Genomic DNA, 23,896 nt, shown 5'->3' on the forward strand with positions numbered 1-23,896 from the left:
CCACAGAGCTGTCAGCTCGGCCTGGCGCGGAGCGCTCAGGCAGCGACGACCTCGATGTTGACCTTGGCGGCCACCTCGGGGTGCAGACGCACGGACGTCGCGTGGGCGCCCAGCGTCTTGATCGGCGTGCCCAGCTCGATACGGCGCTTGTCGACGTCGGGACCACCGGCGGCCTTGATCGCCGAGGCGATGTCGGCCGGCGTGACGGAACCGAAGAGACGACCGGCGTCGCCGGAGCGGACGGCCAGACGGACCCTGACGCCCTCAAGGCGTGCCTTGATCTCGTTGGCCTGCTCGATCGTCGCGATCTCATGGATCTTGCGAGCGCGACGGATCTGCGCGACGTCCTTCTCGCCACCCTTGGTCCAACGGATCGCGAAGTTCCGCGGGATCAGGTAGTTGCGAGCGTAACCGTCCTTGACGTCCACGACGTCGCCCGCGGCACCGAGGCCGGAGACCTCGTGGGTGAGGATGATCTTCATATGTCGGTCACCCTTCCCTTATCGCGCGGTGGAGGTGTAGGGCAGCAGCGCCATCTCACGGCTGTTCTTCACGGCCGTGGCGACGTCACGCTGATGCTGCGTGCAGTTGCCGGTCACGCGGCGGGCACGGATCTTGCCGCGGTCGGAAATGAACTTCCGCAGCATGTTCGTGTCCTTGTAGTCCACGTACGTGACCTTGTCCTTGCAGAATGCGCAGACCTTCTTCTTCGGCTTGCGCACAGGCGGCTTCGCCATGCTGTTTCTCCTGTGTGATCAAGAAGTGTGGGTACGGGCCCGCCCTAGAAGGGGGGCTCGTCCGAGTAGCCGCCGCCATTGCCGCCACCGTTGCCGCCGCTGGAGCCTCCGCCCCAGTTGCCGCCGCCGCCCTGCTGGCCACCGCTGGCCGGCGTGCCGGTCGCCCACGGGTCGTCGGCGGGAGCCCCGCCGCCACCCTGCTGGCCGCCACCGGGGCCGCCGCCCCAGCCGCCGCCCTGCTGGCCGCCGCCACCGCCGCCGCCGTAACCACCCTGGCCGCTACGGCCGCCACCGGAGGTCTTGGTGACCTTGGCCGTGGCACTGCGCAGACTCGCGCCGACCTCGTCGACGTCGAGTTCGTAGACCGTGCGCTTGACGCCCTCACGGTCCTCATAGGACCGCTGCTTCAGCCGGCCCTGCACGATCACGCGCATGCCTCGCTGAAGCGACTCTGCGACGTTCTCCGCCGCCTGACGCCAGACCGAGCAGGTCAGGAACAGGCTCTCGCCGTCCTTCCACTCATTGGTCTGACGGTCGAAGGTGCGGGGTGTGGACGCGACACGGAACTTCGCGACCGCCGCACCGGAAGGGGTGAAGCGCAGCTCGGGGTCGTCGACAAGATTGCCGACAACCGTGATGACGGTCTCGCCTGCCATTCGGGGAACCTCTCGGCGGGTTTGCTGCTGGCTGCTGGTGCTGCTACTCGAATCCCGGGATCAGCTGAGCGGGATGCTCAGTGGGTCTCGGGACGGAGGACCTTGGTCCGGAGGACCGACTCGTTCAGGTTCATCTGTCGGTCGAGCTCCTTGACGACCGCAGGCTCGGCCTGGAGGTCGATGACCGAGTAGATGCCCTCGGGCTTCTTCTTGATCTCGTACGAGAGACGACGACGGCCCCAGGTGTCGACCTTCTCCACCTTTCCGTTGCCCTCACGGACGACGGAGAGGAAGTTCTCGATCAACGGGGAGACAGCGCGCTCCTCAAGATCGGGGTCGAGGATGACCATCACCTCGTAATGACGCATGTGGAACCCACCTCCTTTGGACTCAGCGGCCACGGTCGTTCCGTGGCAGGAGGGTTGTGATGCGTTTCGCAACAGTGGTGCCAGTAAAACAGTCGCCACTGACAATCGGGTCCCGCGAAGGGTATTCCGGGTCGTGGCCTGGGCAGACACTGGTGCAGACGGTACAGACTACCCGCACCACGGCTTCCGGTTGAAATCCGGTGGTCCTGACCCGCAATCTGTACACATCGGGTGTGCATGGCGCTACGATGCGCCGCCCTTCCGCAGGAGGTGCCCCATGGCACAGGCAATGCGACCGAACTCCGCGATCTCTCTACTCGCCACGGACGGCAAGGCCCATCCTCTTCAGGACGCGCTGGTCGCGGTGACCCTGGTACTCGGGCTCACCGCCGCGATCTCCTCGATCTTCGTCGGACTCCACCTCCTCAGCTCCTGGACCGGGCTGGTGGGGATCCTCGTCGGCGCGTACGGGCAGTTCATCTCGGTGACGACACGCGAGCGCTTCGGTCTGATCCTGGGCCTGGGGGCATCAGCCGTCGGCTTCTTCATCGGAATGGCCCATGGCGGGCTCTTCGGCGGTCTGATCGGCTGACGCTCCGGCGCGATCCCCGGTGCCCGCGCGGCGCCGGGGTTCCCGCGTCGGTCCCCGGGAGTGGAGGGACGCGTCGGCCGCCACATGGCCGACGCCAAGGTGCCGCACGGCCAGCCGACGGGCGGGCGAGGCGCAGTAGGCTTCGGCGCGAGAGCCGGAGCCCCTGTACCCATGGGGACACCCCAGCCCGAGGAGCGCCCCGAATGAGTCTGACCCTGAGGACCATCAGCCGCGAGCAGCATCTGGCGTACCTCCAGAGTCTGCCCGCCGCCAGTCACATGCAGGTCCCGGCGTGGGCCGATGTGAAGGCGGAGTGGCGTGCCGAGAGCCTCGGGTGGTTCGACGACAAGACGGGTGAGATCGTCGGAGCCGGTCTGGTGCTGTACCGCCAACTCCCCAAGATCAAGCGCTATCTCGCCTATATGCCCGAGGGCCCGGTCATCAACTGGTTCGCGCCGAATCTCGACGAGTGGATGCGGCCGATGCTGGCGCATCTGAAGCAGCAGGGCGCCTTCTCCGTGAAGATGGGCCCGCCGGTCATCATCCGTCGGTGGGAAGCCGCTTCCATCAAGCAGGGCATCCAGAACCCGGATGTGAAGCGACTGCGCGACATCGAGGCGGACTTCATCGAGCCGCGTGCCTTCGAGGTCGCCGACAAGCTGCGCCGGATGGGCTGGCAGCAGGGCGAGGACGGTGGCGCGGGCTTCGGTGACGTCCAGCCGCGCTATGTCTTCCAGGTGCCGCTCGCCAACCGCTCCCTGGAGGACGTCCACAAGGGCTTCAACCAGTTGTGGCGGCGCAACATCAAGAAGGCTGAGAAGGCGGGCGTCGAGGTCGTCCAGGGCGGCTACGAGGACCTGGCGGAGTGGCAGCGGCTGTACGAGATCACGGCCACGCGCGACCACTTCCGGCCGCGCCCGCTGTCGTACTTCCAGCGCATGTGGACGGCCCTCAACACCGAGGACCCCAACCGGATGCGGCTCTACTTCGCGCGGCACAACGGCGTGAACCTGTCCGCCGCGACCATGCTCGTGGTCGGCGGGCACGTCTGGTACTCCTACGGGGCTTCGGACAACATCGGGCGGGAGTTCCGGCCGTCGAACGCGATGCAGTGGCGGATGCTCCGCGACTCCTACGCGCTCGGTGCCACGGTCTACGACCTGCGCGGCATCTCCGACTCGCTCGACGAGTCGGACCATCTCTTCGGACTGATCCAGTTCAAGGTGGGCACCGGTGGGCAGGCGGCCGAGTACCTCGGCGAGTGGGACTTCCCGCTCAACAAGCTGCTCCACAAGGCGCTCGACATCTACATGTCGCGCCGCTGAGCCCGTCGTGCGCCGATTCCGGTGCGCCGATGGACTGGCGGACCCGGCAGAATTTCCGTACATATCTCTGATACACCGCAACCACGAGAAAGGTTCCGGGACCGGCCATGGCGCTCACGCTCTATGTCGACACCGCGCGCTGGCGGGCACATCACAAGCACGTGCTTGAGCAGTTTCCGGGCATCGTCCCGGTCTGCAAGGGCAACGGCTACGGCTTCGGTCATGAACGGCTCGCCGAGGAGGCCACGCGCTTCGGCTCCGACATCCTCGCCATCGGCACGACCTACGAGGCCGCCCGGATCAAGGACTGGTTCAGTGGTGACCTGCTCGTGCTGACGCCGTTCCGCCGGGGTGAGGAGCCCGTGCCCCTGCCCGACCGCGTCATCCGCTCCGTCTCCTCGATCGACGGGGTGCACGGCCTCGTCGGCGCCCGCGTCGTCATCGAGGTGATGTCCTCGATGAAGCGGCACGGGGTGAGCGAGCACGATCTGCCCCAGCTGCACGCCGCCATCGAGGACGTACGGCTCGAAGGGTTCGCGATCCATCTGCCGCTGGACCGCACCGACGGCTCCGACGCCGTCGAGGAGGTCATAGGCTGGATGGACCGGCTGCGCGCGGCCCGGCTGCCACTGCACACCATGTTCGTCAGCCATCTGAAGTCCGAGGAACTCGCGCGTCTCCAGCAGCAGTTCCCGCAGACCCGCTTCCGCGCCCGTATCGGTACGCGGCTGTGGCTGGGGGACCACGAGGCGACCGAGTACCGCGGCGCCGTCCTCGACGTCGCGCGTGTCTCCAAGGGCGACCGTTTCGGCTACCGGCAGCAGAAGGCGGCCTCGGACGGCTATCTGGTGGTCGTCGCGGGCGGTACGTCCCACGGGGTCGGCCTGGAGGCGCCCAAGGCGCTGCACGGCGTCATGCCCCGCGCCAAGGGCGTCGCCCGCGCCGGCCTGGCGACGGTGAACCGCAACCTCGCGCCGTTCGTGTGGGCCGGCAAGCAGCGCTGGTTCGCGGAGCCGCCGCACATGCAGGTGTCGATCCTGTTCGTCCCCTCGGACGCGCCCGAGCCGAAGGTCGGCGAGGAACTGGTGGCCCATCTGCGGCACACCACGACCCAGTTCGACCGGATCGTCGACCGCTGACGGGTCTCGGGTCACGGGTCACGCATGAGGGCGGTACACGGTCGGACCGACCGTGTACCGCCCTCAATCGTCTGCCCCGGAGAGCCTGTTCGCTCAGAGCGAACGCCCCTGCGGGGGACCGCCCTCGTGACCGCCGTGCCCGTGGCCACCGACCTCGTCACCCTCGACCTTGTCGCCGCCGGCGATGTTCCCGCCGGCGTTGTTCGCCCCGACCCCGTACCAGCCGCCCGGGTGCGAACCCTCCGGGTATCCCGTGCCCCACTGCACGTACGGGCCCTCGTAATACCCGGCGTGCCGCGGTGGATAGTCCGCCCTGCCGAACACGACGACATCCGGTGCGCCGTCCAGGACGCCGCCCGAAGGATCGTCGTCCCCGGCCCGGCGCACCACGTCCCGCTCCGGCATCAGGATGTCGCGTACGACGACGGCGCACAGATAGAGCGTGCCCACCAGGTGCAGCACGATGGCGAGGTGGTAGCCGTCCGTCGGGAGGCCCTTGTGGGCGTCTCCGCTGGTCGTGTACGCGAGATACATCCAGATCCCCAGGAAGTACGCGACCTCGCACGCCTGCCAGATCAGGAAGTCCCGCCAACGGGGCCGGGCCAGTGCGGCGAGCGGGATCAGCCACAGTACGTACTGCGGTGAGTAGACCTTGTTGGTGAGGATGAACGCGGCGATGATCAGGAACGCCAGCTGCGCGAACCGGGGGCGCCTAGGAGCGGTCAGCACCAGTACGGCCATGCCACCGCAGACCAGGAACATCAACAGCATCGCGTAGGTGTTGGCCTGGCTGGGGGTGATCTGGATGCTGATGCGCTGCGTGATCAGCAGCCAGATGGAGCCGAAGTCGACTCCGCGTTCCCGGCTGAACGTGTAGAACTTCGCCCAGCCTTCCGGAGCGAGCAGCATCACCGGAAGGTTCACGGCGAGCCAGGCCCCCACCGCCCCGGCCAGCGCCCGCCAGAAGTCCCGCCATTTCCCGGCCCGCCAACAGAGCAGGAAGACCGGTCCGAGCAGCAGGAACGGATAGAACTTGGCGGCCGTGGCGAGCCCCAGGAGGACACCGAAGGCGACGGCACGGCCCCGCGCCCACATCAGCATGGCGGCGGCCAGCAGGGCGACGGCGAGCAGATCCCAGTTGATGGTGGCGGTGAGCGCGAAAGCGGGTGCCAGGGCGACCAGGAGGCCGTCCCAGGGGCGCCGGCGATGGGTGCGCGCGACACAGACCGCGATGACCGCCGCGCACACCATCAGCATGCCGGCGTTGACCATCCAGTAGACCTGTTCCTGGTCCTGGATGCTGCCGCCGCCGGGGGTGAGCCACGCGGCGACCTCCATGAACACACCGGTCAGCACCGGGTATTCGAGGTAGTCCATGTCGCCGGAGAGCCGGTCGAAGTAGGGGACCAGTCCCTCGGCGAATCCGCGCCCCTGGTAGAGGTGCGGAATGTCCGAGTAGCAGGCGTGGGTGTACTGCGAGCTGGCGCCGAAGAACCAGGCACCGTCGTAGCAGGGGAACTTCTGCACCATGCCGAGCGCGAACATGCCGATCATCACGAGCGCCATGACCCGTACGGGGGTCAACCAGGACGTCCCGAGCAGGGCGCGCCGACCGAGCGGCCCTCCGATCAGCTCACTGCCGGCAGCGGCGACCTTGTCTTCCTTGGTCGGCTGTACCGGCTCGGGCTTGGGCACATCGGTGCGCGTCGTCTCTGCACTGGGCATGCCGCACATCCTGCCGTACGCGGCCGAGAACGGGGCCAGGGCCGCCGCACCGGTGGGTGCGGCGGCCCTGGTTTCACGTGAAACATCGACCACGCTCAGTGACGAGGCGGCCTGGAGTGGCGCCTGGCGCTCGACGTCGTGCGGATCAGAACTTGGTGGAGCACTTGAGCGGGTACTCGTTCCCTACGAACTTGACGCACACCCGGTAGTAGTAGGCGGTGCCACCGAGCATATTCGACCAGTCGCTTCCACTACTGGGAAAAGCAACCGAGAGAGACTTCAGGAGAGTTCCTGAAGAATTATATTTCTCGATGTACCCGTAAGCGGGATACACGGGATTGCTGGACTTCTGGACGACGCGAACCCAGGCGGCCTGACAGTCGAAAGACCATCTGAGTTCGGCCACTCGCTCGTTGTTGTTCACCGTGCGCTGCGTGGCCACATCCGTGACGTCACATCCCGTCGCCACGGGCCCCTTGTTGTCGCACCCTGCCCCCGAGCAGCTGGCCGCGTAGGACGTGCCGGCCAGCGGAATCAGGGTCAGTGTCACCGCTGCCGCCGAAATCGTGGCAGCACGAGTGAGGACCTTCTTCATGTTCCCCCCGCAATCGAATCTACGATTCAGATACTCCCGGACACCGTTCGACCTCAATCCACAAAGCATTGGATTGAGGTCGAACGGCGCTTCAGAGACTGACCCTAGCCCGGTGATCCACAGGGAACAATGATGCGATCAAGCCATCCCCGCGGCCGAAATCGCTATCCTGTGCCGCCGAATAGCCCGCCATTACCATTGCCGTTATTTCCGCCGTTTCCACCTGGTGCGCTGGAACTGGTCGAGGGCGAGGGTCCTCCGGTGCCTCCACCGTTGCCGGTCCCGCCGCTGTCCGTTCCACCGTTGCCGGTCCCGCCGTTCGAGCCGCCGCAGTTCCAGTCGAAGTTGCCGCAGGAGTTGGTCGGCGACGGGGTCAAGGAGGGCGCTTCGGGCACGCTCTGCGTCTCGCTCGGCTCCTCCGACGGCTCCTCGCTCGGGATTTCCGAGGGGGTGGGAGACGGCGACGGCTCGCCGTTGACGACCTCCCCTATCTTGTCGGGCTTGGGGAAGGACCCGTGCTCCTCGCCCTTCAGCGCCTCGGACATGTAGTCCTTCCACACCTGCGCCGGGATGTCACCACCGTGGATGGAGGGAACACCTCCGGTCTCGTTCATGGAGAGCAGCTTTCCCGCCTTGGGGTCGGTGCGGAACAGCGTGACCGCCGTGGACAGCTCCGGGGTGTACCCGACGAACCAGGCGGACTTGTTCTTGTCCGTCGTACCGGTCTTGCCGGCCACCGGGAACCCGATGTCCTTGATCTTCTTGCCCGTACCGTTCTGGATCACGTTCTCCAGGACGTCGGTGACGTTGTCGGCGACATTGGCGTCCAGCGCGTTCTGCTCCTTGGGCGCCTCGAACCCGGGCTGCTCATCGCTTTTCTTGACCACCTTGGTGACCGAGTAGGGCTCGTAGTGCTTCCCCGAGGCCGCGAACGTCGCGTACGCGTCCGCCATACGGATCGCACTCGGTGTCGACGTACCGAGGGAGAACGAGGCGTTGCGCAGGTTCCCCGTGTCGAAGCTCTCCTCAAGGATGCCGACAGACTTCGCCACCGTCCGCGTTCTTTCCAGTCCCACATCGATGCCCAGCTGGACGAACGGGGTGTTGATGGACTGCTCCATGGCCTTCCTGAGCGTCACATCGCCCCAGGCCGTGGTGCCCTCGTTCTTCTGCCGGAAGGGCCGCCCCTTGGCGTCCCGGATCGGCTCGCCGTTCTGGTCATTGATGATGAGACGGTCGTTGCCGTTGTACTTGCTCATCGGCGAGAGCGGTTCGTTCTTGCTCTCGGGGGTGCCGTACTGCATCGCCGCCGCCAGGACGAACGGCTTCCAGGTCGATCCGACCGGCACACCGCTCGTGTTGGCGTTGTTCGTGTAGTGCCCCTTGTCGAATCCCTCGCCACCGTAGAGGGCGACGATCGCGCCGCTGTTGGCATCCACCGACGCGGCTCCGAACTGGACGTACTTGTCCTTCTCGGGGCGCTTCTTGATGTCGAGGAAGTCCTCCTGTGTGGCCTTGACCGCCTTCGCCATCTGGTTGACCTTCGTCCTGTCGAAGGTCGTGTAGATGCGGTACCCGCCCTGCTCCAGATCCTCGGGCTTGAGGCCCATCTTCTTGACCACGTAGTCCTTGGCGACGTCGACCAGGTAGCCGGTCTGCCCGGAGAGGGACGAGGTCTGCTTCTTGAGCTCGGGGAACTTCGTCACCTTGTCCCGCTCGGCCTGGGTCATGTTGCCGACCTCGACCTCGCGGTTCAGGATCCAGGTCCACCGCTTCTTGGCCCGATCGAGGTTGGCGTCCGGCGTGGCCGCGGAACCCACACCTCCGTCGGGGTTGTAGAAGTTCGGCCCCTTCAGTACGGAGGCAAGGAACACGCACTCTTCGGTGTTGAGTTTCCTGGAGTCCTTCCCGAAATACGCCTGGGCCGCCGCCTGGATGCCATAGGCGTTGCGGCCGTAGTAGGCGGTGTTCAGGTACCCCTCCAGAATCTCGTCCTTGTCGTACTTGGCGTTGACCTTGATGGAGATGAACAGTTCCTTGACCTTGCGCGTCAGCGTCTGACTCTGGTCGAGGTAGGTGTTCTTCACGTACTGCTGCGTGATCGTGGAGCCGCCCTGGGTGTCCCCGCCCTTGGCCATGTTCACGAACGCCCGCCCGATACCCACCGGGTCGACGCCCTTGTCCTTGTAGAACGAGGCGTTCTCGGCGGACACGACGGCCAGCTGCATCTCCTTGGGGATCTCGTCGAGCGTCACGTTCTGCCGGTTCGTCTCACCGCCCGTGGACGCCATCTGCTTACCGTCGGCCCAGTAGAAGACGTTGCTCTCGGCCTCGGCCGCCTTGTTCGGGTCGGGGACACCCACCATGGCGTAGGCGATGCCCGCCGCCGCCATCATCCCGCCGAGGAAGCCGACGAAGAGCCCGGTGACCAAGCGCCATGAGGGGACCCAGCGGCTCCATCCGTCCTTGTCGGCGCGCGGATAGTCGATCATCCGCTTCTTGGTGGGCACCCGGCCGCGACCGCGTCCGGGCCCGTTCGGACCCCCCGGTCCGCCGGGACCACCGCCCCGGCGGCCACCACCCCCACTGCCGCCACCACGGCCCCCGCCGTCCGCGGCTCTGCGGCGACCACCGCCCCGCTGGGCGGCGCGGCGAGCCTCGGCCCTGCCGCCGTACGAAGGCTCCTCGGCGCCGGGATCAGGGCTGGAGGAAACGGATGGAGACACGGTGGTGTCGCGCGGGGCGGCGCGGCGACCCGATGACGATCCAGACGTGCCGCGTCGTGCCGCGGCACGTCCGCCACCCTGTGGCTGTGGCGGTTTACGACGGTGCTCGCTCATCGAACGACTACTCCTAGGGCAGGCACTCTCGCGCCTGGAAACGGCGGCTGGTTTCCGGTTCCCCCCGATATACGGATGGGGCCCGCTCGGGGCTCACCCGCAACGCAGCCGGAACCACGACGCTGCCTCGCGTCACTCGGGTCCCGTTGGTCTGCATGGCGGACAGACTACGCACCGTCAAAACCCACCTAGGGCCGAAGTTCACCCCAAATCAGGCAACTTGCTTGCTACGAATCAGTGATGTGACGCCGTTCACCGTGCCCCCTCTTGTCCCATCCCTCAGGTCGTTCTATCGTCGTGATGTATCGAGTCGATACATCAGCTCGGCATAAAGACCGTGACAGCGGACCAGGAGCAGAGAGGAGGCGACGATGAGCCGGCGATCCGGCATCCTTGAGTTCGCCGTACTCGGCCTGCTTCGCGAGTCCCCCATGCACGGCTATGAGCTGCGCAAACGCCTCAATACTTCCCTTGGGGTGTTCCGCGCCTTCAGCTACGGGTCGCTCTACCCCTGTCTCAAGACTCTCGTCGTCAGCGGATGGTTGATCGAGGAGCCAGGCAGCACCCCGGAGGATGCTCTCGCCGCACCACTGGCGGGACGCCGCGCCAAGATCGTCTACAGATTGACGGCAGAAGGTAAGGAACATTTCGAGGAGCTGCTCTCGCAGACCGGCCCGGACGCCTATGAGGACGAGCACTTCGCGGCTCGCTTCGCGTTCTTCGGGCAGACGTCGAGGGATGTGCGTATGCGCGTCCTCGAAGGGCGTCGCAGCCGGCTGGAGGAGCGTCTGGAGAAGATGCGCGCCTCTCTGGCCCGCACCCGGGAGCGCCTCGACGACTACACCCTCGAACTTCAGCGCCACGGAATGGAGTCCGTGGAACGCGAAGTGCGCTGGCTGAACGAGCTGATCGAGAGCGAGCGGGCGGGACGGGACCAGCGTCCCGCCACCCCGTCCTCTCCGGGGGACACGGCTCGGCCGGACACACCGGGCCGGCGGGACACAACAGGTCAGCAGGACACATCAGGGAAGACGGGCGGCCTGCCCCGGCACCGGGACAACACCCGGCCGGATCCGTCCGACGACACCGCCACGTGAAGCCCACTCAGGGCTTCACCGAGTACACACAGGGAGCAACCGGAATGGGTTCGGTTCGCGTAGCCATCGTCGGCGTGGGCAACTGCGCCGCCTCGCTGGTGCAGGGCGTCGAGTACTACAAGGACGCCGACCCGGGAGCCAAGGTCCCGGGCCTCATGCACGTCCAGTTCGGCGAGTACCACGTCCGTGACGTGGAATTCGTCGCCGCCTTCGACGTGGACGCGAAGAAGGTCGGCCTCGACCTCGTGGACGCCATCGGGGCCAGCGAGAACAACACCATCAAGATCTGCGACGTGCCGTCCAGCGGCGTGAAGGTGCAGCGCGGCCACACCCTCGACGGTCTCGGCAAGTACTACCGCGAGACCATCGAGGAGTCGCCCGAGGCCCCGGTCGACGTCATCAAGGTCCTCAAGGACCAGAAGGTCGACGTCCTCGTCTGCTACCTGCCCGTGGGCTCCGAGGACGCGGCGAAGTTCTACGCCCAGTGCGCCATCGACGCCAAGGTCGCCTTCGTCAACGCCCTCCCGGTCTTCATCGCCGGCACCAAGGAGTGGGCCGACAAGTTCACCGAGGCCGGTGTCCCGATCGTCGGCGACGACATCAAGTCGCAGGTCGGCGCTACGATCACGCACCGTGTGATGGCGAAGCTCTTCGAGGACCGCGGTGTCCTCCTGGAGCGCACCATGCAGCTGAACGTCGGCGGCAACATGGACTTCAAGAACATGTTGGAGCGCGAGCGCCTGGAGTCCAAGAAGATCTCCAAGACGCAGGCCGTCACCTCGCAGATCCCCGACCGCGAGCTGGGCTCGAAGAACGTCCACATCGGCCCGTCGGACTACGTCCAGTGGCTCGACGACCGCAAGTGGGCCTACGTCCGCCTCGAAGGCCGCGCGTTCGGTGACGTCCCGCTGAACCTGGAGTACAAGCTGGAGGTCTGGGACTCCCCGAACTCCGCCGGTGTCATCATCGACGCCCTGCGCGCCGCGAAGATCGCCAAGGACCGTGGGATCGGCGGCCCGATCCTGTCCGCGTCGAGCTACTTCATGAAGTCGCCGCCGGTGCAGTACTTCGACGACGAGGCCCGCGAGAACGTCGAGAAGTTCATCCGCGGCGAGGTCGAGCGCTGACGAGCGGCGCCCACGCGCTGAAGCCCTGAATCCACAGGGCTGTTGAGGGTCCCCGGGTCGCTTGCCCGGGGACCCCTCGCGTATGTGAGGCTGTGCCCATGCCTGTCGTACGTGACCTGCGCGTACTCCTGCGCTTCCAGGGGTTCCGGCGCCTGCTCGCCGTACGACTGCTCTCACAGGGCGCCGACGGTGTGTACCAGGTGGCGCTCGCCACCTACGTCGTGTTCTCACCGGAGAAGCAGACGTCCCCGGCCGCCATCGCCTCCGCCATGGCGGTCCTGCTGCTTCCCTACTCGCTGATCGGACCGTTCGCGGGCGTCCTCCTCGACCGCTGGCCACGTCGGCAGGTTTTCCTCTTCGGCAATCTGCTGCGCGCCGTGCTCGCCACCGTGACGGCCGTCCTGATCCTCAGCGATGTCCCGGACTGGCTGTTCTACGCCTCAGCCCTGTGCGTCACCGCCGTCAACCGCTTCGTCCTCGCCGGACTCTCGGCCGCCCTGCCGCGCGTGGTGGACTCCGACCGGCTGGTGATGGCCAACTCCCTTTCCCCCACGGCCGGCACGCTCGCCGCCACCGCGGGCGGCGGGGTCGCCTTCGTCGTCCGCCTGGTCGTCTCGGACTCCGACGCCGCCGTCGTCGTCGTGGGGGCCGCGCTCTATCTCTGCTCGGCGCTTGCGTCCCTCCGTATCCCCCGCCACACCCTCGGGCCCGATCTCACCGCGCCCCGGCAGAGCTTCGGCGCCCATCTGGCCGACACCGCACGCGGACTGGCCGCCGGGATACGGCACCTGCTGGCGCCCTCGCGCCGGAACGCGGCCTGGGCGCTGGGCGCGATGACCCTGATGCGCTTCTGCTACGGCGCCCTCACGGTCATGGTGCTGATGCTGTGCCGGTACGCCTGGGTGTCCACGGGTGACTCCGGCAGCGGACCCAACCGGGGGCTGGCACTGCTGGGTGTCGCGGTGGCGATCTCGGGGGCCGGGTTCTTCGTCGCGGCCGTCGTGACGCCCTCGGCGGTGGGGCGGCTGGGCACCATCGGCTGGATCACCGTCTGCGCGGGGGCGGCGGCCCTGCTGACTCCGGCGCTCTGCCTGAGCTTCACTCCGGCTCCGATTCTCGTCGCCGCCTTCGTCGTCGGTCTGTTCACCCAGGGCGCGAAGATCGCCACGGACACGGTCGTGCAGACCACGGTCGACGACGGCTTCCGCGGCCGGATCTTCTCCGTCTACGACGTCCTCTTCAATGTCGCGTTCGTCGGCGCCGCCGCCGTGGCCGCTCTGATGCTGCCCTCGGACGGACGCTCCATCTCCCTCGTCGTCACCGTGGCGGCCATCTACGCGGCGATTGCTCTGGCTATGGCCCGTTTTGGAGCCCGCTGAGTGTCACATCAATGACACAGACTTCCACGGGGCTACTTCGTTGTCAGTCCCTGCGGATAACTTACGTGCGTCTTATTCCACCGTCTTATCGGCGCTCATCCGCCATGTTCGAGGGGGACCCTCAAGTGACCACGCCGCCGCCCCAGGGCCAGAATCCGTTCGCCCAGGGCCAGCAGCCCTATGGCCAGCAGCCGCCGACGCCTCAGCAGCCTGGCCAGCCCGGCATTCCGCCGCAGCCTTCGCCCTACTTCAACCAGGGTGCCCCCGTCCCGCCCCCGCAGCCGCAGCGCCGGAACTTCAAGACCTGGATCCGTATCGGCGTGGTCGTCGTCGGCCTGATCGTGGTCGCCGGCGCGTGGTTCGCCAGCCGGGATGACGCCAGCAGCGCCAAGGTCGGCGACTGCATGAGCATCAGCAACCCGGACAGCAGCACCGACCCCGGGCTTGAGGTCGTCGAGTGCAGCAACTCCAAGGCCAAGTACAAGGTCGAGGAGAAGAAGGACGACAACTCCGGCTGCGACCGCACCAAGTACTCCGAGTACACGGAGACCGGCGGCAGCAAGGACTTCACGCTCTGCCTGTCGGACTACAAGCCGTAGCCGAGGGCCAGACGCACGAGGGGCGGTGTTTCACGTGAAACACCGCCCCTCGGCATATCCGGGGCGATGTTTCACGTGAAACATCGCCCCGGACCCACAACCCGCTCACCCTGGACGGGTCAGCCCTTCGACTCCTTGGCCCACCACTCCTTGAGTGCCGCCGTCGCGGCATCCCGCTCCATCGGACCGTTCTCCAGCCGCAGTTCCAGCAGGAATGTGTACGCCTCGCCGATCACCGGGCCCGGACCGACACCGAGGATCTCCATGATCTCGTTGCCGTTCAGGTCCGGCCGGATCGCGTCCAGCTCCTCCTGCTCCTGGAGCTGCCCGATGCGCTCCTCCAGACCGTCGTACGCGCGGGACAGCGCCGTCGCCTTCCGCTTGTTCCGCGTGGTGCAGTCCGACCGAGTCAGCTTGTGCAGCCGGTCGAGCAACGGACCGGCGTCCCTCACATAGCGGCGCACCGCAGAGTCCGTCCACTCACCCGTGCCGTATCCGTGGAAGCGCAGATGCAGCTCCACGAGGTGCGAGACGTCCTTCACAAGATCGTTGGGGTACTTGAGCGCCGTCAGCCGCTTCTTGGTCATCTTGGCGCCCACCACCTCGTGGTGATGGAAGGAGACCCGGCCGTCGCTCTCGAACCGTCGCGTCCGGGGCTTGCCGACGTCGTGCAGCAGCGCCGCGATCCGCAGCGCCAGATCGGGCCCGTCCGTCTCCAGCGCCATCGCCTGCTCCAGGACGATCAGCGAGTGCTCGTAGACGTCCTTGTGCCGGTGGTGCTCGTCCCGCTCCAGACGAAGCGCCGGCAGCTCGGGCAGCACCCGTTCGGCGAGCCCGGTGTCGACGAGCAGCGTGAGCCCCTTGCGCGGGTGAGCGGAGAGGATCAGCTTGCTCAGCTCCTCCCGTACCCGCTCGGCGGAGACGATGTCGATCCGTTCGGCCATCGCCGTCATCGCCGCGACGACGTCCGGCGCCACCTCGAAATCGAGCTGAGCGGCGAAACGCGCGGCCCGCATCATCCGCAGCGGATCGTCCGAGAAGGAGTCCTCCGGGGTGCCCGGGGTCCGCAGGACGCGCTCCGCCAGATCCCGGAGCCCGCCATGCGGGTCGATGAACTCCTTCTCGGGCAGCGACACGGCCATCGCGTTGACCGTGAAGTCACGGCGCACGAGGTCTTCCTCGATCGAGTCGCCGTACGACACCTCGGGCTTGCGGGAGGTCCGGTCGTACGCCTCCGAGCGGTAGGTCGTGATCTCGATCTGGAAACGCTGCTCGACGGCGGGGCCGCCGGGCCGGTCGGTGTCCTCGATGCGCGCGTCCTTCTGGCAGCCGACGGTGCCGAAGGCGATGCCCACCTCCCAGACGGCGTCCGCCCACGGCCGGACGATCTTCAGTACGTCCTCGGGGCGCGCGTCCGTCGTGAAGTCGAGGTCATTGCCGAGCCGGCCGAGGAGCGCGTCCCGGACCGAGCCGCCGACCAGGGCGAGAGAGAACCCGGCCTCCTGGAATCGGCGGGCAAGGTCGTCAGCGACAGGGGACACCCGCAGCAGTTCACTGACCGCGCGGCGCTGCACCTGACTCAGGGCACTGAGGTTGTCTTCGTTGGCGTTCGGCACAACAGGAAAGGGTACGGGCCCCGGACGGGGCGGGCGCCCGGATTATCGGCGGTCAGGAAGCGTCACCAACCGGGAAGCACCCCTATTAATAGGCGCATGGTCGGAAACAGGCGTTGTGCGAGGCTCTCCGGTGTCGTTCGGCACACATTTCACGAGGTGATCGGCGCCCGGAGCCCTTGTCCCCCTTGGACCGTCCCGTCATGTGGAGGACTCCGCGGCACTTAGGCACAGTGCGCATCGTTACCATGCGTGGACGCACATTCCGACGACCACTGACGACGAGGGACGGGCGAGCGCGTGGCCGAGGCGGCAGACTTCCAGGGGACCCTTCCCTCAGCTGCCCGCCGGTGGCTGAGGCGCACAGGCGCGCTCATCGCCGCGGTACCCCTGCTCGCCGGCGTCGTACAGCTCCCAGCAGGTCCCGCCGCCGCGCAGACGGCCGCCCAGGCGCCCGTACAGACCGCTCAGGCGGACGCCACGGGTTCACGGACCGTGGATGTGTCCCTGAACTCCCTGAGCCCCACAGCGCCCGTCGACGGGGACACCCTGACCGTGTCCGGCACGGTCACCAACAACGGCAAGCAGACGATCACGGACGCCCAGGTCGATCTGCGGGTCGGCCCCCGTCTGGACACCCGCAGCGCCATCGACGCCGCCGCGCAGCGCAACGGCTACCAGCCCGGCTCCGACGGCCTCACGGTCGGCGGCAAGTACATCCAGAAGTTCTCCAAGCTCGCTCCCGGCGGCACCCAGAACTTCAGCGTCTCCGTACCGGTGAAGGAACTGAACCTCAGTACCTACGGGGTCTATCAGCTCGGGGTCTCCCTCACCGGTGACACAGCAGCCCAGCCGTACCCGACCGTGCTCGGCATCGAGCGGAGTTTCCTGCCCTGGCAGCCCGAGGCGTCCGACGCCAGGACGAAGACGACGTTCCTGTGGCCGCTGATCTCCACCACGCATCTGACGGCGGAGACCGGATCCGACGAACAGCAGACCCGCGTCTTCGAGGACGACGAGCTGGCCAAGGAGATCGGCCCCGGCGGCCGACTCCAGCAGATGCTGTCCCTGGGATCGGCCCTCGACGTCACCTGGGTCCTCGACCCGGACCTGCTGGCCACCGTCGACGCCATGACGAGGAACTACTGGATCAAGAGCCAGGACACCCTGGTCGCCGGTAAGAACCAGGCGGTCGCCAACCAGTGGCTGAACGATCTGGAGAAGGCCGTCCAGGGCAAGAAGGTCGTGGCCCTGCCCTTCGCCGACCCGGATCTGGCGTCCCTCGCGCACAACGGCAAGAACATCTCCGGCTCGCTCAGCCACCTCAAGGCCGCCACCGATGTGGCCACCGACACCGTCGAGACGGTGCTCCATGTGACGCCGACCACCGATTTCGCCTGGCCGATGAACGGCGCGGTCGACCCGTCCATCGTCGACGTCGCCACCTCCGCGGGCGCCGACACCGTCATCGCCCGCAGCGACAGCATGCGCGAGAGTTCGGCCCTGCCCTACACGCCCAGCGCGGCCCGGCCCATCGGCGGCGGCACCCGCGCGGTCGTCGCCGACGCGCGGCTGTCCACGGCCTTCCAGGGCGACATGACACGGGCCGAGGACTCCACGCTCGCCGTGCAGGAGTTCCTCGCCCAGAGCCTGATGGTCACGCTCCAGGACCCGGCCGAGCAGCGCAGCATCGTCGTCGCCCCGCAGCGCATGCCCACGGCGAGCCAGGCGCAGGCGATGGCGCAGGCGATCAGGACCCTCTCGGACGGACGCTGGACCCAGGCCCAGGACCTCACCACCGCAGCCAAGGTGAAGCCGGACCCCCGGGCTACCACGCATGTGCCGTCCGCCCGGTCCTACCCGGCGTCGCTGCGCAAGCAGGAGCTGACCGTCGCCGCGTTCGAGAAGGTCAAGGAGACCCAGGCCAAGCTCGACAGCTTCAAGGTGATCCTCAGCTTCCCGGACCGTGTGGTGACGCCGTTCGGCCGGGCGATCGACCGCAGCATGTCCACGTCGTGGCGGGGCCACGCGGCGGAGGGATACGCGTTCCGGACGAGCGTCACGACGCACCTCACGGGCCTCACGCAGAGCGTGCAGCTCATCGACAAGTCCGACGCCCAGCTCTCCGGACGCAGCGCGGTCATCCCGGTGACCGTGAAGAACGGCCTCCTCCAGGGCGTCGACCATCTGACCCTGCGGCTCACCTCGAAGAAGCCGAGCCGCTTCAAGATCGGCAACGGCGTCTACCAGGAGTTGCCGGTCAAGGTCTCGGGCGGGCACAGCCAGTCCTTCAAGTTCGAGACGACGGCCAACGTCAACGGTCTCGCCGACGTCGTCGCCCAGCTCTACACCGAGGACGGCACCCCGTACGGCAGGGAGATGCCGTTCCAGGTGCAGGTCAACGAGGTCACGCCCACCGTGATGCTGGTCATCGCCGGCGGGATGCTGCTGCTCGTGCTCGCCGGGTTCCGGATGTACCAGCAGCGCAAGCGCGCGGCGGCACGCCAGGCGGAGCAGGAGGGCACGGACGACCCCGAGGACTCGGCGGGTGCCGCGCTCGACCTGCCGGACGGCGCCCCGGGTGCCCCCGGCCGATCGGGGGACGACCTCAGCATTTCGGACCGCCCCGAGGGGGAGTCGGGCGCCGGGTCGGGGGAACACGATCCCGAGCAGCCGAGTGACCCGACACCGGACACCGTTGCGGAAAGCACCGACCCGTCCGGAACGGGTGAGAGAGTGGACCGTTGAGCGATGTCGTGGCCCGTGGGCCCGGGGACGATGAGGTGGGGTAACAACCATGAACGCGCCGTACGACGGTGACCGTGGCCAGGGCTCGGGCGGCTCCACACCCGCCGGAGGCCCCTACCCCGGCACGCCCGATCCCGGCCAGGTGCCGCCTCAGCCCGCGTCGGAGCTGTACTTCCAGGACACCTACGACCAGGACCCGTACCGGGCGCAGGACCTCGCCGCGCAGGACCCGGTGGCCGAGGCGCTGTACGACCGCGCCGCGCACCCCCCGCCGCCGCCCGGCACGTATCAGGACCCGCAGTCGCTCTACGCCCCGCCGCCGACGGCGCAGTACGCGCCCGACCCGCGGGTCTGGGCGCAGACTCCGGCGCCCGAGCCGGAGGGCCCCACCCAGCACCTTCCGTACGGCGACGACGCCCGCACCACGCAGTTCGTCGGTGTGGACGACCTGGTCACCCAGGCCGGTGAGGAGCGTCACGAGCCGGACGCCTTCGCGCATCTCTTCCGCGACCAGCAGCACGGCGCCGGACGACCGCCGATGGACGGCTCCGCCGCCTACGCCGGAGCTGCGGGCGCCGCCGTGCCCGCGCCGGCCCCGGAATCGATGCCCGCGCCGGCCGCACCCGCGCCGCCGAAGACGGGCGGACGTGGGTCCGGTCTGCTGAAGTCGAGTGCGGTGATGGCCGCGGGCACACTGGTGTCCCGGCTCACCGGCTTCGTCCGCACCGTGGTCATCACGGCGGCCCTGGGCGCGGCGACCCTCGGTGACGCGTTCACCGTGGCGTACACGCTGCCGACGATGATCTACATCCTGACCGTCGGCGGTGGCCTCAACTCGGTGTTCGTGCCGCAGCTCGTGCGGTCGATGAAGAACGACGAGGACGGCGGTGAGGCATACGCCAACCGGCTGCTGACGCTCGTCATGGTCGCGCTCGGCGCCATCGTCGCGCTCGCGGTCTTCGGCGCCCCGCTGCTCATCCGACTGATGTCGAACCCGATCGCCGACGACCCGGCCGCCAACAATGTCGCGGTCACCTTCGCCCGTTACTGCCTGCCCACGATCTTCTTCATGGGTGTGCACGTGGTGATGGGTCAGATCCTCAACGCCCGTGGCAAGTTCGGCGCGATGATGTGGACCCCGGTCCTCAACAACATCGTCATGATCAGCACGTTCGGCCTGTTCATCTGGGTCTACGGCACCGCCGCCGACTCACAGATGAAGGTCAGCACCATCCCGGCGGACGGCGTGCGGCTGCTGGGCATCGGCACCCTGCTCGGCCTGGCCGTACAGGCGCTGGCGATGATCCCGTATCTGCGGGAGACCGGCTTCCGCTTCCGTCCCCGCTTCGACTGGAAGGGTCACGGTCTCGGCAAGGCGGTCAAGCTCGCCAAGTGGACCGTACTGTTCGTCCTCGCCAACCAGGCCGGTGTCCTCGTCGTCACCCAGTTGGCCACGGCGGCGGGCAAGGCGTCCGGCAAGGACGGCGCGGGCATCATGGCCTACTCCAACGCCCAGCTGATCTGGGGCATGCCGCAGGCCATCATCACGGTGTCCGTCATGGCGGCGATGCTGCCCCGTATTTCACGTGCCGCCCATGACGGCGACCCGGGAGCGGTGCGCGACGACATCTCCGGCGGACTGCGCACCTCGGCCGTCGCGATCGTCCCGGTGGCCTTCGCGTTCCTCGCGCTGGGCGTGCCGATGTGCACCCTGCTCTTCGCGTCCGCCGGCACTCAGGCCGCCGAGTCCATGGGCTTCGTCCTCATGGCCTTCGCGCTGGGCCTGATCCCGTACTCCGTGCAGTACGTCGTGCTGCGCGGCTTCTACGCGTACGAGGACACCCGGACGCCCTTCTACAACACGGTCATCGTGGCCGCCGTCAACGCGGTGGCCTCGGCCGCCTGCTATGTCGTGCTGCCCGCCCAGTGGGCGGTCGTCGGCATGGCCGGCTCCTACGGGCTGGCGTACGCGGTCGGTGTCGGTGTCGCCTGGCGGCGGCTGCGCATCCGGCTCGGCGGCGACCTCGACGGCGCGCAGGTGGTGCGGACCTACGCCCGTCTCAGCCTGGCGGCGGTCCCGGCGGCCCTCGTCGGCGGTGGCGTCGGATTCGCGCTCACGGAGACGCTGGGGCAGGGGGTACTCGGTTCGATCGCGGCGCTCGTCGTGGGCGGATTCGCTCTGCTGGCCGTCTTCTATGTCGCGGCTCGGAAAATGCGGATCGAGGAGCTGAACTCGTTGGTCGGCATGGTGCGCGGACGTCTCGGACGCTGAACACCGGGTAGCCGCACAACCATCGGGGACCACCGTGTGTCGTGCATAGCGCCGGACTGTGGGCACAATTGGCTTTGTCGTCGGACAGGGCGCAATGGATGGGGAGGCAGGAGCGACGGTGGCGGAACGGAGCACGGCTGCCGTCGACGTGGCAGGCAACAGCGGTGACGAGCCGCTGACCGCCAAGGCGGAACTGGCCACGGCCGACGGGGTGGCCAAGACCGGGGAGCAGGACACTACAGGCGTGGACGCGGAAGAGACCGGCACGAAGCACGAGTCCCTCAAGTCCACGCCGCCCGAGCTGCACAGCGGGCACAAACTCGCCGGACGTTACCGGCTGGAGGAGTGCGTCACCCGACTGGACGGTTTCAGCAGTTGGCGCGCGGTCGACGAGAAACTGCGCCGGGCCGTCGGCGTCCATCTACTGCCCGCGGACCACGCACGGGCCCGTTCCGTCCTGGCCGCGGCCCGTTCGTCGGCCCTGCTGGGCGACCCGCGCTTCGTGCAGGTGCTGGACGCGGTCGAGGAGAACGACCTCGTCTACGTGGTGCACGAGTGGCTGCCCGACGCGACGGAACTGACGGCTCTTCTGGCCGCCGGCCCGCTGGAGGTGCATGACGCCTACCAGATGGTCCATCAGGTCGCGCAGGCGATGGCCGCCGCGCATCGTGAGGGCCTGGCCCATCTGCGGCTCACACCGAGCGCCGTCCTGCGGACGTCGTCCGGGCAGTGGCGCCTGCGCGGCCTCGCGGTCAACGCCGCCCTGCGCGGTATCCGTTCGGACACTCCGCAGCGCACCGACACCGAGGCCATCGGCGCCCTCCTGTACGCGTCCCTGACGCAGCGCTGGCCCTACGAGGACGACGCCTACGGTCTCTCCGGGCTGCCCAAGGGAGTCGGACTGATCGCGCCGGACCAGGTGCGGGCCGGCGTGCACCGCGGCCTGTCGGAACTGGCGATGCGGGCCCTCGTCAACGACGGTGCGACCGCGTCACGTCAGGAACCTCCGTGCACCACGCCGGAGGACCTGGTGAAGGCGATCGGTGAACTGCCCCGCATCCCCCCGCCGGAGCCCGCGTACACGGCACCGCCGGAGTACCAGCGCACGACGTACCAGCAGGGTTCCTACGCGCGCACCACCACCGGGCCCATGGGCGCGTCCGCGGTGCCCCCACAGCCTCCGGCGCCGCTCCAGGGCCGTACCGGCAAGGCGCTCAAGTGGGCCGTTTCCGCGCTGTTGATCGCCGCCCTGGGCCTCGGCAGCTGGCAGCTCGCCGACGCCCTCATGGAGCGCGACAACTCCAGCGGCACCAGCAACACGGACACCACCGACACCGGCAAGAAGAGCGGCGAGAAGAAGCCCGCCAAGCCGATCGCCATCCAGGGCGCCCAGGAGTACTACCCGGACGGCAAGGCGCAGCACGCGGAGGACGTCGGCCTGACGTACGACGGGAACAGCTCGACCTACTGGCGGACGTTCTCCTTCAAGGGAGGACCTGAGCTGGCCCCCTTCAAGAAGGGCGTCGGCATCGTCTACGATCTCGGCTCCACGCGGAATGTGTCGGCCGCCACGATAGGGCTGCACTACGGCGGCGACCACACGACGGTCTCCCTGTACGCGGCGGATTCGCTGTCCTCGTCCGCACCGATCGAGTCGATGTCGAGGATCGCCAAGGCCACCACCACCGGCCAGGAACTGAAGATCTCCGCCGACAAGCCCGTCAAGACGCGCTACGTCCTGGTGTGGCTCACCGCGGCTCCCTACGCGAGCGGAGACCAGTACAGCGGTGCCGGGTACAAGCAGGCGATCACCGACCTGAAGTTCACCGGCTGACAGCTCACCGACGGGTCCGGGGGAGGGTGGTTCGACCGTGGCCGACGCCGTGTACGACGGCATGCGCGACCAGGATCTCCTGGCGCGCCACGTCGACGGGGACAAGGACGCCTTCGGCGAGCTTGTCCGGCGTCACCGTGACCGGCTGTGGGCCGTGGCCCTGCGCACCCTGGGAGACCGCGAGGAAGCCGCGGACGCCGTCCAGGACGCCCTTGTCTCCGCCTACCGTGCCGCCCACACCTTCCGCGGCCAGTCGGCCGTCACCACCTGGCTGCACCGCATCACCGTGAACGCCTGCCTGGACCGTGCCCGCAAGGCCGCATCCCGCAGGACGGCACCGGTGGACGACACGGAGCGCCTGGAGCAGCTCCTGGAGCCGCACGAGTCGGCCTACGCGCCCGCCGAGCGCAACGATCTGCAGCGCGAACTGGTGGAGGCCCTGAGCACCCTGCCGCCGGATCAGCGGGCCGCGCTCGTCCTGGTCGACATGCAGGGCTACCCCGTCGCCGAGGCCGCCCGGGTGCTCGACGTTCCCACGGGCACCGTGAAGAGCCGGTGCGCCCGGGGAAGAGCGAGACTGCTCCCGCTGCTGTCCCATCTACGGACGCCGAGAGGCGACTCGGAAGGCGCAGGCGGGCGCGGCGGTACGAAGGCGGGCGCGGAAGGGAACCAGTCCAGAGGGACATCCGTCCCACCCGCAGGAGAAACCCCGGAGACGGGACCCGGTGGTACGGGACCCAGTCGTACGGGGCCCAGCGGTACGGGACCCAGTGATTCAACGGCAGTGAAGGGCGGAGGTGGGCGAGCGTGACATCGACGACCGACGCGGCCGGGCACCCGGACGTCGACGAGATCTCCGATCTCACCGAGGGCCTTCTCTCCCCGACCCGTAGCGAGGACCTCCAGCGGCATCTGGACTCCTGCGAGCTGTGCACCGACGTCTACGCCTCCCTCGAAGAGATCCGCGGTCTGCTCGGCTCCCTGCCAGGTCAGACCCGGATGCCCGTCGATGTGGCCGAGCGCATCGATGCCGCGCTCGCCGCCGAGGCGCTCCTCGCGTCCACCGTCCCCCCGCAGACCATCTCGCCCGAGGCCGTCTCGCCCGAGGCCATGCCGACCGAACCCGCCGCGATGCCCGGGGAGAGCGACACCCCGTCGGGGGGGGGTTTTGGGGAATACAACACACGCGCACCCACGGGCGCACAGCCCCCACACCGAGCGGGGGGCAGCAACACACCCCCCCGCAACGG

At 68.0% G+C, this 23,896-nt stretch carries 19 protein-coding genes and 1 pseudogene; 12 read left to right on the forward strand and 8 right to left on the reverse strand.

The annotated features are described in order from the left end of the window. Positions 1–35: 35 nt before the first annotated feature. From rplI to rpsF, 4 genes are all read right to left on the reverse strand, one after another. Positions 36–482: a 50S ribosomal protein L9 gene (gene rplI, locus ACFVT5_RS27155; RefSeq protein WP_389893269.1), complete on the reverse strand. Its 447-nt coding sequence runs from the start codon at positions 480–482 to the stop codon at positions 36–38. Between the two features lie 18 nt (positions 483–500). Then, the gene (rpsR, locus tag ACFVT5_RS27160; RefSeq protein WP_003949403.1) at positions 501–737 is read right to left on the reverse strand and encodes a 30S ribosomal protein S18; all 237 of its coding nucleotides are present in this window, start codon (positions 735–737) and stop codon (positions 501–503) included. Between the two features lie 44 nt (positions 738–781). Then, positions 782–1,393, reverse strand: a complete 612-nt coding sequence (locus ACFVT5_RS27165; RefSeq protein ID WP_389893272.1) for a single-stranded DNA-binding protein — start codon at positions 1,391–1,393, stop codon at positions 782–784. Positions 1,394–1,470: 77 nt separating this feature from the next. Beyond that, the gene (gene rpsF / locus ACFVT5_RS27170) at positions 1,471–1,761 is read right to left on the reverse strand and encodes a 30S ribosomal protein S6 (protein ID WP_006604399.1); all 291 of its coding nucleotides are present in this window, start codon (positions 1,759–1,761) and stop codon (positions 1,471–1,473) included. A gap of 277 nt (positions 1,762–2,038) precedes the next feature. On the opposite strand from rpsF, the gene ACFVT5_RS27175 reads away from it, so the two are divergent. The 3 genes from ACFVT5_RS27175 (at position 2,039) to ACFVT5_RS27185 (ending at position 4,817) form a co-directional block, all read left to right on the forward strand. Then, positions 2,039–2,353 carry a hypothetical protein gene (locus tag ACFVT5_RS27175; protein ID WP_389893275.1) on the forward strand — a complete coding sequence of 105 codons (315 nt, stop codon included), beginning with the start codon at positions 2,039–2,041 and terminating at the stop codon, positions 2,351–2,353. A 203-nt stretch (positions 2,354–2,556) separates the two neighbouring features. After that, positions 2,557–3,678 carry a lipid II:glycine glycyltransferase FemX gene (locus ACFVT5_RS27180; RefSeq protein ID WP_389893278.1) on the forward strand — a complete coding sequence of 374 codons (1,122 nt, stop codon included), beginning with the start codon at positions 2,557–2,559 and terminating at the stop codon, positions 3,676–3,678. A gap of 107 nt (positions 3,679–3,785) precedes the next feature. Further along, positions 3,786–4,817, forward strand: a complete 1,032-nt coding sequence (locus ACFVT5_RS27185) for an alanine racemase (RefSeq protein WP_389893280.1) — start codon at positions 3,786–3,788, stop codon at positions 4,815–4,817. A 93-nt stretch (positions 4,818–4,910) separates the two neighbouring features. On the opposite strand, the gene ACFVT5_RS27190 is transcribed toward ACFVT5_RS27185, so the two are convergent. From ACFVT5_RS27190 to ACFVT5_RS27200, 3 genes are all read right to left on the reverse strand, one after another. Then, positions 4,911–6,542, reverse strand: a complete 1,632-nt coding sequence (locus tag ACFVT5_RS27190; RefSeq protein WP_389893283.1) for a glycosyltransferase family 87 protein — start codon at positions 6,540–6,542, stop codon at positions 4,911–4,913. 145 nt (positions 6,543–6,687) lie between these two features. Beyond that, positions 6,688–7,137: a DUF2690 domain-containing protein gene (locus tag ACFVT5_RS27195; RefSeq protein WP_389893285.1), complete on the reverse strand. Its 450-nt coding sequence runs from the start codon at positions 7,135–7,137 to the stop codon at positions 6,688–6,690. 164 nt (positions 7,138–7,301) lie between these two features. Continuing rightward, on the reverse strand, positions 7,302–9,977 hold the full coding sequence (locus ACFVT5_RS27200) for a transglycosylase domain-containing protein (protein WP_389893288.1): 2,676 nt from the start codon (positions 9,975–9,977) through the stop codon (positions 7,302–7,304). Between the two features lie 371 nt (positions 9,978–10,348). Here ACFVT5_RS27200 and ACFVT5_RS27205 point away from each other — a divergent pair, with 371 nt between their 5' ends. From ACFVT5_RS27205 to ACFVT5_RS27220, 4 genes are all read left to right on the forward strand, one after another. After that, on the forward strand, positions 10,349–11,074 hold the full coding sequence (locus ACFVT5_RS27205) for a PadR family transcriptional regulator (RefSeq protein ID WP_389893291.1): 726 nt from the start codon (positions 10,349–10,351) through the stop codon (positions 11,072–11,074). A gap of 44 nt (positions 11,075–11,118) precedes the next feature. Next, entirely contained in the window at positions 11,119–12,201 is a 1,083-nt protein-coding gene (locus tag ACFVT5_RS27210; RefSeq protein ID WP_389893294.1) for an inositol-3-phosphate synthase, read from the forward strand. 98 nt (positions 12,202–12,299) lie between these two features. Next, positions 12,300–13,580: an MFS transporter gene (locus ACFVT5_RS27215; RefSeq protein ID WP_389893297.1), complete on the forward strand. Its 1,281-nt coding sequence runs from the start codon at positions 12,300–12,302 to the stop codon at positions 13,578–13,580. 125 nt (positions 13,581–13,705) lie between these two features. Beyond that, on the forward strand, positions 13,706–14,179 hold the full coding sequence (locus ACFVT5_RS27220; RefSeq protein ID WP_389893300.1) for a hypothetical protein: 474 nt from the start codon (positions 13,706–13,708) through the stop codon (positions 14,177–14,179). A gap of 119 nt (positions 14,180–14,298) precedes the next feature. On the opposite strand, the gene ACFVT5_RS27225 is transcribed toward ACFVT5_RS27220, so the two are convergent. After that, positions 14,299–15,795 (reverse strand): CCA tRNA nucleotidyltransferase, encoded by a 1,497-nt coding sequence (locus ACFVT5_RS27225; protein ID WP_389893303.1) that lies wholly within the window; start codon positions 15,793–15,795, stop codon positions 14,299–14,301. A gap of 297 nt (positions 15,796–16,092) precedes the next feature. Here ACFVT5_RS27225 and ACFVT5_RS27230 point away from each other — a divergent pair, with 297 nt between their 5' ends. The 5 genes and pseudogenes from ACFVT5_RS27230 to ACFVT5_RS27250 form a co-directional block, all read left to right on the forward strand. Further along, on the forward strand, positions 16,093–18,540 hold the full coding sequence (locus ACFVT5_RS27230) for a DUF6049 family protein (protein WP_389893306.1): 2,448 nt from the start codon (positions 16,093–16,095) through the stop codon (positions 18,538–18,540). A 49-nt stretch (positions 18,541–18,589) separates the two neighbouring features. Beyond that, positions 18,590–20,812: a murein biosynthesis integral membrane protein MurJ gene (murJ, locus tag ACFVT5_RS27235; protein ID WP_389893308.1), complete on the forward strand. Its 2,223-nt coding sequence runs from the start codon at positions 18,590–18,592 to the stop codon at positions 20,810–20,812. Between the two features lie 118 nt (positions 20,813–20,930). Further along, positions 20,931–22,646 (forward strand): protein kinase family protein, encoded by a 1,716-nt coding sequence (locus ACFVT5_RS27240; protein ID WP_389893311.1) that lies wholly within the window; start codon positions 20,931–20,933, stop codon positions 22,644–22,646. Positions 22,647–22,707: 61 nt separating this feature from the next. Continuing rightward, on the forward strand, positions 22,708–23,457 hold the full coding sequence (gene sigM / locus ACFVT5_RS27245; RefSeq protein WP_389893879.1) for an RNA polymerase sigma factor SigM: 750 nt from the start codon (positions 22,708–22,710) through the stop codon (positions 23,455–23,457). Then, a pseudogene (locus tag ACFVT5_RS27250) lies at positions 23,454–23,896 on the forward strand (hypothetical protein); the annotation flags it as partial. The gene sigM and the pseudogene ACFVT5_RS27250, both read left to right, overlap by 4 nt.

Source organism: Streptomyces sp. NPDC058001 (assembly GCF_042886315.1).
Lineage (GTDB): Bacteria > Actinomycetota > Actinomycetes > Streptomycetales > Streptomycetaceae > Streptomyces.

Bases quoted from the DNA above. Each gene is read 5' to 3' on its own strand.
- sigM (WP_389893879.1), top strand. From the start codon at position 22,708: ATGCGCGACCAGGATCTCCTGGCGCGCCACGTCGACGGGGACAAGGAC.
- ACFVT5_RS27175 (WP_389893275.1), top strand. From the start codon at position 2,039: ATGGCACAGGCAATGCGACCGAACTCCGCGATCTCTCTACTCGCCACG.
- ACFVT5_RS27195 (WP_389893285.1), bottom strand. From the start codon at position 7,137: ATGAAGAAGGTCCTCACTCGTGCTGCCACGATTTCGGCGGCAGCGGTG.
- ACFVT5_RS27210 (WP_389893294.1), top strand. From the start codon at position 11,119: ATGGGTTCGGTTCGCGTAGCCATCGTCGGCGTGGGCAACTGCGCCGCC.
- rpsR (WP_003949403.1), bottom strand. From the start codon at position 737: ATGGCGAAGCCGCCTGTGCGCAAGCCGAAGAAGAAGGTCTGCGCATTC.
- ACFVT5_RS27190 (WP_389893283.1), bottom strand. From the start codon at position 6,542: ATGCCCAGTGCAGAGACGACGCGCACCGATGTGCCCAAGCCCGAGCCG.
- ACFVT5_RS27205 (WP_389893291.1), top strand. From the start codon at position 10,349: ATGAGCCGGCGATCCGGCATCCTTGAGTTCGCCGTACTCGGCCTGCTT.
- ACFVT5_RS27180 (WP_389893278.1), top strand. From the start codon at position 2,557: ATGAGTCTGACCCTGAGGACCATCAGCCGCGAGCAGCATCTGGCGTAC.
- murJ (WP_389893308.1), top strand. From the start codon at position 18,590: ATGAACGCGCCGTACGACGGTGACCGTGGCCAGGGCTCGGGCGGCTCC.
- ACFVT5_RS27165 (WP_389893272.1), bottom strand. From the start codon at position 1,393: ATGGCAGGCGAGACCGTCATCACGGTTGTCGGCAATCTTGTCGACGAC.
- ACFVT5_RS27200 (WP_389893288.1), bottom strand. From the start codon at position 9,977: ATGAGCGAGCACCGTCGTAAACCGCCACAGCCACAGGGTGGCGGACGT.
- ACFVT5_RS27215 (WP_389893297.1), top strand. From the start codon at position 12,300: ATGCCTGTCGTACGTGACCTGCGCGTACTCCTGCGCTTCCAGGGGTTC.
- ACFVT5_RS27185 (WP_389893280.1), top strand. From the start codon at position 3,786: ATGGCGCTCACGCTCTATGTCGACACCGCGCGCTGGCGGGCACATCAC.
- rpsF (WP_006604399.1), bottom strand. From the start codon at position 1,761: ATGCGTCATTACGAGGTGATGGTCATCCTCGACCCCGATCTTGAGGAG.
- rplI (WP_389893269.1), bottom strand. From the start codon at position 482: ATGAAGATCATCCTCACCCACGAGGTCTCCGGCCTCGGTGCCGCGGGC.